This is a genomic window from Vibrio makurazakiensis (genome assembly GCF_050337375.1).
In the GTDB taxonomy this organism is placed as follows: domain Bacteria; phylum Pseudomonadota; class Gammaproteobacteria; order Enterobacterales; family Vibrionaceae; genus Vibrio; species Vibrio makurazakiensis.
On sequence record NZ_JAKJSW010000041.1, the window covers coordinates 15,294 to 30,207 of the forward strand.

Annotated in this window: 18 protein-coding genes; 14 read left to right on the top strand and 4 right to left on the bottom strand. The window is 43.0% G+C overall.

Translation table 11 applies throughout. The annotated features are described in order from the left end of the window. Positions 1-13: 13 nt before the first annotated feature. Together L4C33_RS06810 and L4C33_RS06815 are read right to left on the bottom strand one after the other, a co-directional pair. Positions 14-493, bottom strand: a complete 480-nt coding sequence (locus L4C33_RS06810) for a TIGR02444 family protein (protein WP_428811684.1) — start codon at positions 491-493, stop codon at positions 14-16. After that, positions 490-2,412 carry an ABC transporter ATP-binding protein gene (locus L4C33_RS06815; RefSeq protein WP_428811685.1) on the bottom strand — a complete coding sequence of 641 codons (1,923 nt, stop codon included), beginning with the start codon at positions 2,410-2,412 and terminating at the stop codon, positions 490-492. The genes L4C33_RS06810 and L4C33_RS06815 overlap by 4 nt, the downstream gene beginning before the upstream one ends. Positions 2,413-2,589: 177 nt before the next feature. Between L4C33_RS06815 and kefG the strand changes: the two genes are divergently transcribed. From kefG to L4C33_RS06840, 5 genes are all read left to right on the top strand, one after another. Further along, positions 2,590-3,174, top strand: a complete 585-nt coding sequence (gene kefG, locus L4C33_RS06820; protein WP_428811686.1) for a glutathione-regulated potassium-efflux system ancillary protein KefG — start codon at positions 2,590-2,592, stop codon at positions 3,172-3,174. Continuing rightward, positions 3,161-4,957 carry a glutathione-regulated potassium-efflux system protein KefB gene (kefB, locus tag L4C33_RS06825; protein ID WP_428811687.1) on the top strand — a complete coding sequence of 599 codons (1,797 nt, stop codon included), beginning with the start codon at positions 3,161-3,163 and terminating at the stop codon, positions 4,955-4,957. Before kefG ends, kefB begins: the two co-directional genes overlap by 14 nt. Positions 4,958-5,043: 86 nt before the next feature. Then, entirely contained in the window at positions 5,044-5,244 is a 201-nt protein-coding gene (locus L4C33_RS06830) for a YheV family putative zinc ribbon protein (protein ID WP_428811688.1), read from the top strand. Between the two features lie 97 nt (positions 5,245-5,341). Next, entirely contained in the window at positions 5,342-5,941 is a 600-nt protein-coding gene (slyD, locus tag L4C33_RS06835) for a peptidylprolyl isomerase (protein ID WP_428811689.1), read from the top strand. A gap of 164 nt (positions 5,942-6,105) precedes the next feature. Then, complete coding sequence (locus tag L4C33_RS06840) at positions 6,106-7,080, top strand: isoaspartyl peptidase/L-asparaginase family protein (protein ID WP_428811690.1); 975 nt, start codon at positions 6,106-6,108, stop codon at positions 7,078-7,080. An 81-nt stretch (positions 7,081-7,161) separates the two neighbouring features. On the opposite strand, the gene L4C33_RS06845 is transcribed toward L4C33_RS06840, so the two are convergent. Further along, entirely contained in the window at positions 7,162-7,389 is a 228-nt protein-coding gene (locus tag L4C33_RS06845) for a SlyX family protein (protein WP_428811691.1), read from the bottom strand. A 1-nt stretch (position 7,390) separates the two neighbouring features. After that, a complete protein-coding gene (locus L4C33_RS06850) occupies positions 7,391-8,371 on the bottom strand; it encodes a WD40 repeat domain-containing protein (protein ID WP_428811692.1) in 981 nt (326 codons plus the stop codon). Between the two features lie 131 nt (positions 8,372-8,502). On the opposite strand from L4C33_RS06850, the gene fkpA reads away from it, so the two are divergent. The 9 genes from fkpA to L4C33_RS06895 all read left to right on the top strand — a co-directional run. Then, positions 8,503-9,279: an FKBP-type peptidyl-prolyl cis-trans isomerase gene (gene fkpA / locus L4C33_RS06855; RefSeq protein ID WP_428811693.1), complete on the top strand. Its 777-nt coding sequence runs from the start codon at positions 8,503-8,505 to the stop codon at positions 9,277-9,279. A gap of 183 nt (positions 9,280-9,462) precedes the next feature. Beyond that, on the top strand, positions 9,463-10,185 hold the full coding sequence (locus L4C33_RS06860) for a helix-turn-helix transcriptional regulator (protein ID WP_428811694.1): 723 nt from the start codon (positions 9,463-9,465) through the stop codon (positions 10,183-10,185). Then, complete coding sequence (gene tusD / locus L4C33_RS06865; protein WP_428811695.1) at positions 10,182-10,574, top strand: sulfurtransferase complex subunit TusD; 393 nt, start codon at positions 10,182-10,184, stop codon at positions 10,572-10,574. Before L4C33_RS06860 ends, tusD begins: the two co-directional genes overlap by 4 nt. Continuing rightward, entirely contained in the window at positions 10,571-10,927 is a 357-nt protein-coding gene (tusC, locus tag L4C33_RS06870; RefSeq protein WP_428811696.1) for a sulfurtransferase complex subunit TusC, read from the top strand. The genes tusD and tusC overlap by 4 nt, the downstream gene beginning before the upstream one ends. Positions 10,928-10,935: 8 nt before the next feature. After that, the gene (gene tusB, locus L4C33_RS06875; RefSeq protein ID WP_428811697.1) at positions 10,936-11,211 is read left to right on the top strand and encodes a sulfurtransferase complex subunit TusB; all 276 of its coding nucleotides are present in this window, start codon (positions 10,936-10,938) and stop codon (positions 11,209-11,211) included. 181 nt (positions 11,212-11,392) lie between these two features. Next, a complete protein-coding gene (gene rpsL / locus L4C33_RS06880) occupies positions 11,393-11,767 on the top strand; it encodes a 30S ribosomal protein S12 (protein ID WP_017035800.1) in 375 nt (124 codons plus the stop codon). Between the two features lie 104 nt (positions 11,768-11,871). Next, positions 11,872-12,342, top strand: coding sequence for a 30S ribosomal protein S7 (rpsG, locus tag L4C33_RS06885; protein WP_017073678.1), 471 nt, complete (start codon positions 11,872-11,874; stop codon positions 12,340-12,342). A 162-nt stretch (positions 12,343-12,504) separates the two neighbouring features. After that, positions 12,505-14,601, top strand: coding sequence for an elongation factor G (gene fusA / locus L4C33_RS06890; RefSeq protein ID WP_428811698.1), 2,097 nt, complete (start codon positions 12,505-12,507; stop codon positions 14,599-14,601). A gap of 147 nt (positions 14,602-14,748) precedes the next feature. Then, positions 14,749-14,914: GTP-binding protein (locus L4C33_RS06895; RefSeq protein ID WP_241905600.1), on the top strand; the 166-nt coding region annotated here is incomplete at its 3' end.

Here is a 14,914-nt window from a genome sequence, read left to right on the forward strand (position 1 = left end):
TAGAGCGAAGAACTTATTGTTTTGTAATATGGGGGGCGGGTACTGCAAAAGCTTCGTATAACTCTTCCCCACCGAGTAAGCGGCAGTAATGAAGTGTCAACGGCTCTTGATGATTGATGATCAATGGTAACGCATTGATGCAATCGACTAAGTCTGACTGTTGCTGCTTTTCCAGTTGAAGTTCAAATTGTAGTGCTTCACGGTATAGCGAATCGGTCACATGTTGTTTTAGATGTTTTCTTAGTTCACGGTAGTTGTGTAATAAAGCCTCTGAGCGACCTAAGCATTGTTGGACTTTGTGCCAATCTTCTTCGTGAAACGAGACTTGCTGCTCATCAAGCCATTTGAGTAGCAGCAGCAAGTTAACGTTACCATGGTGGTTATTTTGTAGAGCTAAGCACGCATCTTTAACCCCTCGTACACTGTAGTACTGAAGGCTAAATTGCCAAAGTCGTTCTAAGGTCAGAGATATTTGTGCGTGCTCTCGGCTCATAGGCTATCTAGTTCCTGCTGCATTTGCTCTAGCTCTTCTTGAGCTGACATCCAATCCATTTCTACTTCTTCCAACTTTGATTTGCTGGTTGCTTGTAGTGCTAATACTTGGTTAAGTTTAGCTTTATTTTCTGCTTCATACAGAGAAGTGTCAGACAATTGCTGTTCAGCTTCTTCTAAACTCGCACTGAGTTTATCCATCTGTTTCTCTAATTGAGTCAATTTCTTGCGAATTGGTGCAGTCAGCTTTCGGAATTCAGCTTCTTTACGTTTTTGATCTTTTTTAGCTGTTGCACTGTTAGTGGTTTCTTTTACTGGCGCAAGGGCTTGAGCTTCTTTTCGTTCAATTTTTTGCTGTTCAGTTAACCACTTGTAGTAATCCGATAGGTCGCCATCGAATGGAGCAACTTGACGGTCGTGAACAAGATAAAGGTCGTCTGTTGTGGCACGTAATAGGTATCTATCGTGACTTACGATAACCATTGCACCTTCAAAGGTTTGCAGGGCAAAAGTCAGAGCTTGACGCATATCTAAATCAAGGTGGTTGGTCGGTTCATCGAGCAATAGTAAATTTGGCTTTTGCCATACTAAAAGCGCCAGAACTAAACGTGCTTTTTCACCACCAGAAAACGGAGCCACTTTGTCGAGCGCCTTTTCACCTTGGAAACCGAAGCTCCCTAAATAGTCACGCAGTTGTTGCTCTGTGTGTTTAGGCGCTATTTGCATCATATGTTGAAGCGGAGTTTCTTCAGGATGCAAAGTCTCTAGTTGGTGCTGTGCGAAGTAACCCATCTTCACACCTTGTGAATAGCTGAGTTCTCCACCTTGCTGTTTCAATTCACCAGAGAGTAATTTGATTAAGGTCGACTTACCTGCACCATTACGGCCAAGTAGGCCAATGCGGCTTCCTGGAACGAGGTTTAAACGGATCTTTTCAAGAATTAAGTTATCACCGTAACCTGCAGAAACCTCATCCATCATCATGATTGGGTTCGGTAGTGCTTCTGGCTCCCTGAATTCAAAGCTAAATGGGTTATCGAACTGAGCTGGCAACACTTGTTCCATTTTTTCTAATGCTTTAATACGGCTTTGCGCTTGGCGTGCTTTTGATGCTTTGTAACGGAAACGGTCAATGTAGCTTTGCATGTGCGACATTTGTTTTTGTTGCTTTTGGTACATAGCTTGCTGTAACACTAACTTTTGAGCGCGTTGCGTTTCGAATGAAGAGTAGTTACCTGTGTATTCATTGAGAAGCTGATTCTCGACATGAATAATTCGGTTAACAATTGGGTCTAAGAAATCTCTATCGTGCGAGATTAAGATAAGTGTACCTGGGTAGTTTTGTAGCCAGCGCTCTAGCCACATCACTGCATCTAAATCCAAGTGGTTGGTCGGTTCATCGAGTAGTAATAAATCACTACGACAAAGCAGAGCTTGCGCTAAGTTCAAACGCATGCGCCAACCACCAGAGAACTGAGTTAAATTCCAGGCCATTTGTTCTTGGCTGAAGCCTAAACCATCTAATAACTCTGCAGCCCTAGCTCGAATACTGTAACCACCAATGGTTTCAATCTTACCGTGGATTTCAGCAACTAACGTGCCGTTATCAATATTCTCGGCATGAACCAACTGATCTTCGAGCCCTCTAAATTCTCTATCGCCATCAATGACATACTCGATAGCAGTACGCTCTAATGCCGGTGTTTCTTGTGCTACCCAAGCTAATTCCCAGTGAGCTGGTTGGCTGAACGAACCCGCATCAATAGACAGCTCGTCTTTAATTAAAGCAAATAGCGTGGATTTACCACAGCCGTTTTTACCGACTAAACCGACTTTATCACCTGGGTGAATAGTGGCAGAGGCTTGGTCAAGTAATGGCTTACCGCCACGAAGAAGTTGGATATCAGAAAAAGTAATCATAGAGAATGCATTGAAATCAGAGGTAATTAGACGCCTGCATAGTAGGCTGAAACCAGATAAAAGTCGATCATTAAGCTATTTCAGTTATTATGCATATTGGATAACATATCGATAACTTTTGTTTGAATTTATTGTGGCTTTGCCATCGCTTTATTTTGTAAGGGATACCCCAAGGGAATGAATAATAGTCCAGCCAATGATCAAGCCGTACCTAAAGTATTGGTGATCTACGCTCACCCTGAACCTCAAACCTCAATAGCTAACCGAGTTATGCTAAAGAAGATTGAGTCTCTGGGTCATGTGAAAATTCATGACCTCTACGCTGCTTATCCTGATTTTTTTATTGATGTACCGTTTGAGCATGAATTATTGCTTGAACATGATGTGATTGTCTTCCAGCACCCATTATTTATGTACTCTTGCCCATCGTTGTTAAAAGAGTGGTTTGACCGAGTGCTAGGGAAAGGTTTTGCATTTGGTGAAAAGAGTGCATTGAAAGGTAAGCATTGGCGCAGTGTTATTACAACGGGTGGTAAAGAGGAAGCATTTGGTTCGGAAGGCTATAATAGATATCCATTACAAGAAATTCTCCAGCCATTTGAACTAACTGCGGGTTTGTGCCAAATGCACTGGATAGAGCCTTTAGTTCTTCACTGGGCAAGGAATGTTACTGAGATGCAACGTTACCAGCATGCTGAAGGTTATAGGCACTGGTTGCGTAACCCGTTACAGCAAGTAGGAGTCGCTTATGGCACTGACTAATGACTTCTTACAAAGCAGCCTGATATTTTTGTCGGCAGCAGTGGTAGCAGTACCGATCGCGCAGCGTGCGGGGTTAGGTTCTGTGCTTGGCTATTTACTCGCAGGTGTATCTATAGGCCCTTGGGGCTTAGGTTTGATCAGCGATGTTGAAGAAATACTGCATTTTGCCGAATTCGGTGTCGTTCTACTTTTGTTTCTTATCGGTCTAGAACTGAATCCTAAAAAACTCTGGACGATGCGTGGGCCAATTTTAGGGCTCGGTGGTGCTCAAGTTCTAATTACAACTTTATTGATTACCGGCGTCGCGACCTTGTTCGGAATAAGTTGGCAAACCAGCTTGGTTATCGGTATGGGGTTAGCGCTGTCATCGACTGCGATTGCTCTACGAGTGATAGAGGAAAGGGAATTAAGCGGTAAAGAAGCGGGGCAGTCCGGTTTTGCTGTATTGCTTTTTCAAGATATTGCCGTTATTCCAATGCTCGCGATGTTGCCATTATTAGCGGGCAATACCGGTGGTAGTTGGGCCGATATGTTCTGGATGGCCGCTGGTGTTATCGGTTTATTAGTTGGTGGCCATTTCTTATTAAGACCGCTATTTAGATACGTAGTCATGAGTGGTGTGCGTGAACTCTTTACTGTTGCTGCTCTGCTACTGGTTATTGGTATCGCTGTACTGATGCAAAAAATCGGCTTATCTATGGCGCTGGGCACTTTCTTAGCGGGTGTACTACTGGCTGAAAGTGAATATCGCCATGAGCTCGAAATTGCCATTGATCCTTTCAAAGGGCTGTTACTTGGTCTTTTCTTTATCTCGGTAGGGATGGCGGTTAACTTAGGTCTGCTAGCTGAAAGCCCAATAGCTATTCTTGTTACTGTAGTTGCTCTGGTCGTATTTAAAGGCTTAGTACTTTATGGATTAGCTCGCGTGTTTGGCGTACAGCAGAAGGCGAGAAGCCGAATGGCGATGATATTGAGCCAAGGTGGAGAGTTTGCTTTCGTTATCTTCACAGCCGCTAGCGCGCAAGGCATTTTGTCTGCTGACCAAGTTTCATTTTTATTAGTTGTTGTGAGTTTATCGATGGTAACCACGCCATTGATGTTGAAACTACAAGACAAATTCTTTGCACGTGAGCTGAATCAAATCAGTGAAGATGCGATGCAGTCAGACGTGATTGACCGAAGCCCAAGAGTGATCATCGCAGGCTTTGGACGTTTTGGGCAAATCATCGGGCGTTTAATGTATGCCAATAAAATCCGTATTACGGTTTTAGAAAGTGATGCAAGTCAGATCCATATTTTAAGAAAGTTTGGCTATAAAGTATTTTACGGTGACTCTACTCACCTAGAGCTTTTACGTGCTGCGGGTGCAGATAAAGCAGAAGCGATTGTACTGTGTACTGACTCGCCAGATGAGCTTATGAAAACGGTCGACTTGTGTAAGCAGCACTTTCCTCGTTTGAAGATCCTGGCACGTGCGCGTAGTCGTGTTGAGGCTTATCAACTTCTGAATCATGGTGTAGAAAACTATTCCCGCGAAACCTTTTTAGGTGCACTAGATCTAGGTCGACAAACATTAACCGAATTAGGTATGCACCCGTATAAAGCAAAACGGGCAGAGGCGCACTTTAGAAAGTTAGATAATGGAATGCTTAAAGAATTACTTCCACAGCACAGTGAAGATACGGAGTTAGCTCAAAGATCTAAAGAAGCTCGTAAAGAACTTGAAGAGATTTTTGGGCATGAAATGGAAAACGATCACCAGTCTCGGAATTACTGGCAATAACTGATAATAAAATGGCTTCTATTACGTATATTGACGATATCAAATAGAGTAAAGCTGTGAATCCAAAGTAGTAAAGGATGAATAACGTGAAACAGAAGAAACGCTTTATTGCTGGGGCTAGTTGCCCAAGCTGCAAAACTCAAGACACCTTACGCTGGTGGATAGAAAACAATATTGAGTTAGTTGAATGTGTCGAGTGTGATTTTTCAGAGCAGCGTAAACCGAAAGCTGTAGAAAAAAATGAACACGCGAAGCAAGAAATGATCGGTATTTTTAAGCCAGAATGATTGAGTTTCGATAATTTGTCCCCATAATATTCGGGAACAAAATTTATTCCTAGCGCCTAGCATATAAACCTAGGACCTAAACCTCCTTGGAGCACCCATGAAAATTGAAAAGAATGTAGTAGTTAGCGTAGCGTACCAGGTAAAAATGGAAGACGGCGTCGTTGTTGATGAGTCTACAATTGAAGCTCCGCTAGATTACCTTCACGGTCACAACAACCTAATCACTGGTCTTGAAAAAGAACTAGACGGTAAAGTTGCTGGCGACAAATTCTCTGCGACGGTAACTCCAGAAGACGCGTACGGCGAGCACAATGATGCACTAGTTCAACGTGTACCAGCAGACGTGTTCCAAGGCGTTGATGAAATTGAAGTAGGTATGCGTTTCCTAGCGGATACTGATCAAGGTCCAATTCCTGTAGAAGTTACAGAAGTTGATGGCGACGAAGTTGTTGTTGATGGTAACCACATGCTTGCTGGCGAAACTCTAACGTTTGACGTTGAAGTTGTAGCGGTACGTGAAGCAACTGAAGAAGAAATTCAGCACGGTCACGTTCATCAAGAAGGCGGCTGTGGCCACGATCACGACCATGATCACGACCATGATCACGAAGGCGGTTGTTGTGGTGGCGAAGGTCACGACCACGCTGAAGAGAAAAAAGAAGGCTGCTGCGGTGGCGGTAGCTGCGGTTCTCACTAAGAGCTGCAGAGTTGATTCATTGTTAACTGAATAAGTTAATAGTGAATTAACCTTCTTGAAGAGCCTCCTTAATTGGGGGCTTTTTTATGCCTGTACGAAAATTATGATTGAACAAGTAACCGTTATATTGATACTGGAGGTACAGGTTAAAAAGGAGAGCTGTAATGACACAACCTTTCTCAATCGCGATTCATGGTGGAGCGGGCACTATTTTGCGCTCGCAGATGAGTGATGAACTCAAACTGGAAATTACTCAGGCGCTAGAAAAATCAGTATTAGCGGGTCACCAGGTTATTCAAGGTGGTGGAGACGCGCTGGATGCTGTTGTTGAAGCGGTAAAAGTGATGGAAGACTGCCCTCACTTTAACGCAGGCAAAGGTTCGGTTCTTACTCATGACGAAATTATCGAAATGGATGCGTCGGTTATGCATGGACGTGATATGGATGCTGGTGCGATTGCGGGTGTACGTCATATTCAAAACCCTATAGAACTCGCACGTGATGTGATGAAAAAAAGCGACCATGTACTCTTGTTTGGCGAGGGGGCTGAAAAATTTGCTTTTGAACATGGGTATGAATATACAGAGCAAGACTATTTCCATACCGAGCGTCGTTACGAGCAACTGCAATCGATGAAAGAAAAAGGGTTGTTCGCTCTATCTGAATCGAAATTCCCCGAGAGTGAAACCCCATCTCAAACTCAATATCCCGACGATAAAAAATTTGGCACCGTGGGTGCTGTAGCGCTAGATCAGCAAGGTAACTTGGCAGCTGCGACAAGTACTGGTGGTGTGACAAATAAAAAATACGGGCGTGTGGGCGACTCACCAATTATTGGGGCGGGTACGATTGCTGAGAACGGTAATGTTGCAGTCTCTACAACAGGCATGGGTGAGTTCTTCTTACGTAAGATGGTAGCGGGTGATGTCGCGGCTCGAATGCGTTATTTAAAAGAAGATGTGCACACTGCGTGCGAGCATATTATTCAAGGTGAACTGAAGACCATGGGGGGAGAAGGTGGTTTGATTGCTATCGACCAGCAGGGTGATATTCACTTTGGTATGAATAGTTCGGGAATGTACCGAGCAAGTGTGGATACGCGTGGCAACGTCGAAGTCAAAATTTACGCCGACGAATAAATATATTGAAGCCTTCCTATTTTACTAGGTAACAGGTGAATTAGCCTGTTACCTGATATTCGTCGTATCACTAATAGCGTATCAATAATGCGGAGGAGGCGTCTCTTCAGAAGCATCGGCTAAATCTGAGTTGTCCATATTTTTCACTTTACCAACCACAAACTTCATTTGATCTTGCATCTTAGTGATCAAAAGCTGTTGCTGAGTAAGCGCATCATTCAAGTCTTCAATTGTCTGTTCTTGAAAGGCTAATTTGCATTCAAGGTCGTCAATTCGATTTATCAAAGTTTGAGTCTCGGTATCTGTCATTTTAATCGTCGATTTTCCAAGCTTGTGCAATACCAGCGGAAGTTGCGGTAATCACTCGCTGCTGTGAATCAAAGGCTGCATCATACACTACCGCCCGTGGAGGGCGAGTATCTTTTAATGGTTCAACATCGTAGTTCGAAATTCGCTTCCCGGTTTGGGCGTCCCAGAGAGTAACTCGACCTGAAGGTGTGCCAGTAATCAGAAGATTCCCGTCATCAGAAAATCGAGCGCTAGAGAAAATTAACTGTCTTGACCAGCTACTTAGCTGCGCTCGCTCTTCACCAGAAGAAAGATCCCATATCACGGCTTGATTCCCACCATCAGAAGTAAACGCGAGTTCGCCGTCTCTGTGGAGTGCAACTCGATTAACTCGTTGTTCATGTTCAAAGGTTCTTAAAACAAGGCCAGATTGGGTGTCCCATAAGTAAGCCTTGTAATCATTTCCACCAGAAAGTGCAAATCGCCCGTTGGAAGAAAGGGCAACAGAGTTAACTTTTTCTCGATGAGCAAGGAACTCTAAGCGCCTACCGGTGACTAAGTCCACATAGATAGCTTTACCGTTGGATAGCCCGAGTAAGACTTGTTCACCGTTACTGGATATGTCGACATCTCGAATCAGCCCATCTGATATGGACCAAAGCCCTTCAGCTTGAGTCCAAGATAGGTCCCAAACTGCAAAGTTAATTTGGCTTGCGGTAATGGCAAAGCGACCATTGTCGGAAATACGAATACGATTAACGCTATTCGCTTCTTGGTCTTGTTGGCCTAACTGAGCGAGTTCTTTATTATCGGCCAAATCCCAAAGGAGTAGGTGTTTCTCTTTTGAATAAAGCAGGGCGAAGCGGCCATCGCGGCTGAGGRCAAAGCTGGTGGTGCCACTAGGTTCAATCTCCCAACGTTCGACGTCGTTGTTCGAGAAAAAGCAACCATTTAACATGGTGATGACAATACAGCATAGTAATGAGTGAGAAATTATTCGCATTACTTCCAATAATCCAGAGTGTGTCGACTGACATATAACTAGTATATTGGTATAACTAATATATTCACACCAGTCTAATTAGTAGATTTGTGCACAATAACCAATGGCTTGACCATTAATTGGAGATTTTAATGAAATCAGTTTTAAAAGTATCGTTGCTTGCTGCAACCGTTATGTTGGCAGTTGGTTGTCAGAAAGAAGAACCAAAAGCAGAAGCGCCTCAAACAGAGCAAGTGCAAGCTAAAGCGGTAGAATTTAAGACAGAAGATGATAAAGCGGCATACGCTATTGGTATCTCTTTCGCGAACTACCTGAGCACGAGCATTGATAAGCCAAGTGAACTAGGTATCAACCTAGACAAAGAAATGGTACTGAAAGGTATTGAGCACGTATTTGCTGGTAACGCTGAGCTGAATGAAGAAGAAACTCGCGCAGCTTTAGAGGCACTGGATAAGCGTGTTGCTGAAACTATGCAAACACAAGCTGCTGAGAAATCTGCAGCGGTTAAAGAAGCCGGTGAAGCGTTCCGTACTGAGTTTGCAAAAGCTGAAGGCGTGACTAAAACAGATTCTGGCTTACTTTACCAAGTAATGGCTGCCGCTGAAGGTGAGTCTCCAAAAGATACAGACACAGTTCAAGTACACTACAAAGGTACTTTGACTGACGGTACTCAGTTCGACAGCTCATACGACCGTGGTGAACCAGCAACGTTCCCACTTAACCGTGTAATTCCAGGTTGGACTGAAGGCGTACAGCTGATGCAAGTTGGTTCTAAGTACAAATTCGTTATCCCGCCGGAGTTAGCTTACGGTGAGCAAGACACACCAACAATTCCAGCAAACTCAACATTAGTATTTGAAGTTGAGTTACTGAAAATTGAAAACGGTGAAGAGACAGCTGTTCAATAAGCATTGAGCTTAAACGACGTCAAAAGGCCTAACATTGTTAGGCCTTTTTTGTTTTTAACGAAGAAAAGTTACTTTTATAAGTTGTTCTAAATCACTAGTTGATAGGTTAGCTAGGTGTGCTATTAAAATTTTCTGATAAACTTACATCAATTTGTTGATTTTTCGCACGAAGGTAAGGACTAAGTGACAACTACAGAAACGATGAACGCTGATATGTTACTTGAGATGGAATCTGTCAATGTAATGCCATTTAGTGAACACGATAAAATTATTCTTAGATCTTATGAAGCGGTAGTAGACGGCATTGCGAGTCTTATCGGCCCGTTTTGTGAGATTGTTTTGCACTCATTAGAAGACTTAAATACGTCAGCAATTAAAATTGCTAATGGTGAAAATACAGGTCGACAAGTCGGTTCTCCGATCACCGATTTAGCATTGAAAATGCTTAAAGACATCGAAGGTTCAGAACGTAACTTTTCTCGGTCTTACTTCACGCGAGCCAAGGGTGGCGTGCTAATGAAGTCGATAACCGTTGCTATCCGTAATGGTGAAAATCGAGTTATTGGTTTGCTGTGTATCAACGTTAATCTTGATGCACCGTTTTCTCAAGTACTACACTCGTTTATGCCGACTCAAGAGGCAGAAGAAGCTGCATCTTCAGTTAACTTTGCAAGCGATGTCGAAGAACTTGTCGATCAAACAGTCGAACGTACAATCGAAGAAATTAATGCGGACAAATCGGTATCGAACAATACCAAAAACCGTCAAATTGTGATGGAGCTATACGATAAAGGTATCTTTGATATCAAAGATGCGATTAACCGTGTCGCAGATCGTTTGAATATCTCCAAGCATACGGTTTACTTGTATATTCGTCAGCGTAAAACAGAGGATGAAGAAGGTTGAGCTTAACTTTTACTTTACTTGTGAATGGTTCTGTATATGGAAGTCAGTCTGCTCGTAATGCTTTTCTTTTTGCACAAGCGTTGATTAAAAAGGGACACCAATTAACGAGTGTCTTCTTTTATCAAGACGGCGTGACTCATGGTTCAAGTTTAACTGTACCCGCAAACGATGAATTTGACAGTGTGACAGAATGGCAGAAGCTTGCATCAGAGCATAATGTTCGACTGGAAACATGTGTTGCGGCTGCGCTGCGCAGAGGCGTGGTTGGTCAGGATGAAGCGACTCAACATCAGCTTGCTACGTCAAATCTTGCTGACGGGTTCGCACAGGCCGGATTAGGCAGTCTTGCCGAAGCTCTTCTAACTCAAGATCGGGTTGTACAGTTTTGAAAAAAATAGCCTTCGTATTTCATAACTTTCCTCATTCGACAGCATCAGGTCGAGAAGGGCTAGACGCTTTGCTTGCAGCTTCGGCATATACTGACGATATCGCAGTATTTTTTGTCGGGGATGGCGTTACGCAGCTACTCAAAGAGCAAACTCCGGCTAAAGTACTTAGTCGAGATTACGTAGCAGCTTTCAAGTTGATGGATTTATACGATATCGAACAAGTGTATGTTTGTGAAAATAGCTTACAAAAGTTCGGTTTGAAGTCGAGTGATCTTGTCATTGATACTGAAACATTGACGACAACGGAGATTGCTCTGAAGATGGGACAGTGCGACCAATTGTTAACCTTTTAAGGCCTGTAATGCTTCATATTGTAAAATCTTTAGACAAGTTAACGTTGGTTCTCGACCTTCTAATCGATGGCGATGAGCTAATTTTGACTGAAAATTCAGTCTATGCTGCGCTTCCAAATCATGATTATTTTTCTCGAATGCAGTCAATAAATTCCGTCTCAGTTCTAGAAGCGGATGTGCAAAGCCGTGGCTTGCAAAATTTGGTGGCAAATTCAATTACACAAGTCGATTTTGAAACATTTGTCGATCTCACAATTTATAATGTTAAATCAATAACTTGGTAGTTGGTTTGAGTGTGATGATTACCATGCGCAAATTGTTGAGCTCTAGATGGCTAAAAAAGATCTGTATATTTCTTGACACACCTCTCACTGCTGAATAGAATTTTGCGTCCCTATTTACACTCTGTGTATAGGGACTAGATTTTTCATCAAGCTTACTTTTAAGTAAATCAGGAGCTAGTTAATGGCAACTATTAACCAGTTGGTTCGCAAACCTCGTGTAAAGCAAGTTGTTAAAAGCAACGTGCCTGCACTAGAAGCGTGCCCACAAAAACGTGGTGTATGTACTCGTGTTTACACTACTACACCTAAAAAACCTAACTCAGCACTTCGTAAAGTATGTCGTGTTCGTCTAACGAACGGCTTCGAAGTAACGTCGTACATCGGCGGTGAAGGTCACAACCTACAAGAGCACAGTGTTGTTCTAATCCGCGGCGGTCGTGTTAAAGACCTTCCGGGTGTACGTTACCACACTGTACGTGGCGCACTTGACTGTGCTGGCGTAAATGACCGTAAGAAAGGTCGTTCTAAGTACGGTGTTAAACGTCCTAAGTCTTAATGGATTCCGTTAAGTAAGGCCAAACACTAAATTAATTTAAATTCTTAATTTTTGAAAAAACTGTAAAGTTTTGGATAACCTGAAGAAGACAACGGAGAATATCCATGCCACGTCGTCGCGTAATAGGTCAGCGTAAGATCCTTCCAGATCCTAAGTTCAAATCTGAATTGCTGGCAAAATTCGTTAACATCCTAATGGTTGACGGAAAGAAATCTACTGCAGAGAAAATTGTTTACACTGCACTAGAAACTATGGCTGAGAAATCTGGTAAAGATCACTTAGCTGTATTTGAAGAAGCTCTTGAAAATGTTCGCCCAGCGGTAGAAGTTAAATCTCGCCGTGTAGGTGGTTCAACTTACCAAGTACCTGTAGAAGTTCGTCCGGTTCGCCGTAACGCTCTTGCTATGCGTTGGGTAGTTGAAGCTGCGCGTAAGCGTGGTGAAAAATCTATGGCTCAACGCCTAGCTGCTGAAATGCTAGACGCGTCTGAGAACAAAGGTACTGCGGTTAAGAAACGTGAAGACGTTCACCGCATGGCTGATGCTAACAAAGCATTCGCTCATTACCGTTGGTAATACCTTTATAGTGCTGCAAGGTTCCTTGCAGCGCTTCTTTAGTTCCTATGCGAAAGCTAGGAACTATTGCTATTTCTAGGGTTTAAATATTTAAGCTGTTTTAAATACGTCATCTTTGACATAGCAATAGTCCCTAAGTCTCTAAGTTAAGAGGATTCAACCGTGGCTCGTAAAACACCTATTGAGCGCTACCGTAATATTGGTATCGTTGCTCACGTAGATGCAGGTAAAACAACCACAAGTGAACGTATTCTGTTCTATACCGGTCTTTCTCACAAAATTGGCGAAGTTCACGATGGTGCTGCCACCATGGATTGGATGGAACAAGAGCAAGAGCGCGGTATTACGATCACTTCTGCTGCTACCACTACGTTTTGGCGTGGTATGGAAGCACAGTATCAAGATCACCGCATCAATATCATCGACACTCCAGGGCACGTAGATTTTACTATCGAAGTAGAACGTTCTTTGCGTGTACTTGATGGCGCTGTTGTTGTGTTTTGTGGCTCATCTGGTGTTGAACCTCAGTCTGAGACTGTATGGCGTCAAGCGGACAAATATAAAGTTCCTCGTATGGTTTTCGTTAATAAGATGGACCGTACGGGCGCAGACTTCTTAAGAGTCGTAGAGCAAATTAAAGATCGTCTTGGTGCGAACCCTGTTCCTATCCAATTAAACATTGGTGCAGAAGATGAGTTCAAAGGTGTTGTTGACCTAATCAAGATGAAAGCAATTAACTGGAATGAAGCCGATCAAGGCATGACCTTCAATTACGAAGAAATTCCAGCTGACATGCAAGAAATGGCTGAAGAATACCGCACTGAACTTGTTGAAGCTGCTGCTGAAGCATCTGAGGAGCTTATGGATAAATACCTTGAAGAAGGCGAGTTATCTGAAGCTGAAATCAAGCAAGGTCTTCGTATTCGTACACTTAATAATGAAATTGTTCTTGCTACCTGTGGTAGTGCATTCAAGAACAAAGGTGTACAAGCTGTACTTGATGCTGTTGTTGAGTTCCTTCCATCTCCTGTTGATGTACCTGCTATTAAAGGTGTTGATGCAGATGATAATGAAGCTGAACGTCATGCTGATGACAACGAACCGTTTTCGGCTCTCGCATTCAAAATTGCAACAGACCCATTTGTTGGTACTTTAACTTTCGTACGTGTTTATTCTGGTGTTGTTGAAAGTGGTAAAACCGCTTACAACTCAGTAAAACAAAAACGTGAGCGTTTAGGTCGCATTGTTCAAATGCACTCAAACAAGCGTGAAGAAGTGAAAGAAGTACGAGCAGGTGACATCGCAGCGATTATTGGCTTAAAAGATGTCACTACTGGTGAAACTCTATGTGATCAAGACCATAAGATTGTTCTTGAGCGTATGGAATTCCCAGATCCTGTTATTCAGATCGTAGTTGAGCCTCGTTCTCAAGCCGATCAAGATAAAATGACAATTGCGTTAAGCAAGCTTGCAGCAGAAGACCCGTCTTTCCGTGTAGAAATAGACGACGAAACTGGCCAGACATTGATCTCTGGTATGGGTGAACTGCACTTAGATATCATCGTTGACCGTATGAAGCGCGAATTTAGCGTTAACTGCAACGTTGGTAATCCTCAAGTAGCTTATCGTGAAACAATTCGTGGTACAGCGAAAGCTGAAGGTAAATTTATCCGTGAGCATGGTGGTAAAGGTCAATACGGTCACGTATGGCTACAACTAGAACCATCAGAAGTTGGCGAAGGTTTTGTCTTCGTTAACGATATTGCTAATGGAATAGTACCGAAAGAATTTATTGACTCTGTCGCGAAAGGCGTTGAAGAGCAAATGAATAATGGTGTGCTTGCTGGCTATCCTGTTTTGGATATCAAAGCTACACTATATGATGGTTCTTACCATGAAGTAGATTCAAGTGAGATGGCGTTTACAATCGCTGCCTCTATGGCTTTCAGAACTGGTGCGCTTGAAGCACAACCAGTACTGCTTGAGCCTATGATGAAAGTTGAAGTAACTACTCCAGAAGACTGGATGGGTGACGTTGTTGGCGATATTAACCGTCGTCGCGGCATCATCGAAGGTATGGACGAGGGGACAGCTGGCCTGAAGATAATTCGTGCACAAGTTCCGTTGTCAGCTATGTTCGGTTACGCAACTGATTTACGTTCTGCGACACAAGGTCGTGCTTCATACTCTATGGAGTTTAGTGAGTACGCTGAAGTGGCTAAAAATGTTGCAAATGCAATCATTGCAGAACGTGGTTAATAAAGTAGGACGTATATTTTTTCATTTTTTTGAAAATCCATACGTCCAAATATTGCGCTAGCGAGAGTTGGCGCATAAAATAGCAATTTCTGGCGCGTCTTGATCAATAATGATCATGGCGAATCATAACTAGGAAGGAACACGCTCGTGTCTAAAGAAAAATTTGAACGTACGAAACCGCACGTAAACGTTGGTACTATCGGCCACGTTGACCACGGTAAAACAACTCTAACTGCTGCTATCTGTACTACACTTTCAAAAGTGTACGGTGGTGAAGCTAAAGACTTCGCATCTATCGATAACGCTCCAGAAG

Excerpts from the sequence above, each read along its gene's own strand:
- kefB (WP_428811687.1), top strand. The coding sequence starts at position 3,161 with ATGGCACTGACTAATGACTTCTTACAAAGCAGCCTGATATTTTTGTCG.
- kefG (WP_428811686.1), top strand. The coding sequence starts at position 2,590 with ATGAATAATAGTCCAGCCAATGATCAAGCCGTACCTAAAGTATTGGTG.
- L4C33_RS06810 (WP_428811684.1), bottom strand. The coding sequence starts at position 493 with ATGAGCCGAGAGCACGCACAAATATCTCTGACCTTAGAACGACTTTGG.
- L4C33_RS06815 (WP_428811685.1), bottom strand. The coding sequence starts at position 2,412 with ATGATTACTTTTTCTGATATCCAACTTCTTCGTGGCGGTAAGCCATTA.
- L4C33_RS06845 (WP_428811691.1), bottom strand. The coding sequence starts at position 7,389 with ATGACAGATACCGAGACTCAAACTTTGATAAATCGAATTGACGACCTT.
- L4C33_RS06840 (WP_428811690.1), top strand. The coding sequence starts at position 6,106 with ATGACACAACCTTTCTCAATCGCGATTCATGGTGGAGCGGGCACTATT.
- rpsG (WP_017073678.1), top strand. The coding sequence starts at position 11,872 with ATGCCACGTCGTCGCGTAATAGGTCAGCGTAAGATCCTTCCAGATCCT.
- rpsL (WP_017035800.1), top strand. The coding sequence starts at position 11,393 with ATGGCAACTATTAACCAGTTGGTTCGCAAACCTCGTGTAAAGCAAGTT.
- tusB (WP_428811697.1), top strand. The coding sequence starts at position 10,936 with ATGCTTCATATTGTAAAATCTTTAGACAAGTTAACGTTGGTTCTCGAC.
- slyD (WP_428811689.1), top strand. The coding sequence starts at position 5,342 with ATGAAAATTGAAAAGAATGTAGTAGTTAGCGTAGCGTACCAGGTAAAA.
- fkpA (WP_428811693.1), top strand. The coding sequence starts at position 8,503 with ATGAAATCAGTTTTAAAAGTATCGTTGCTTGCTGCAACCGTTATGTTG.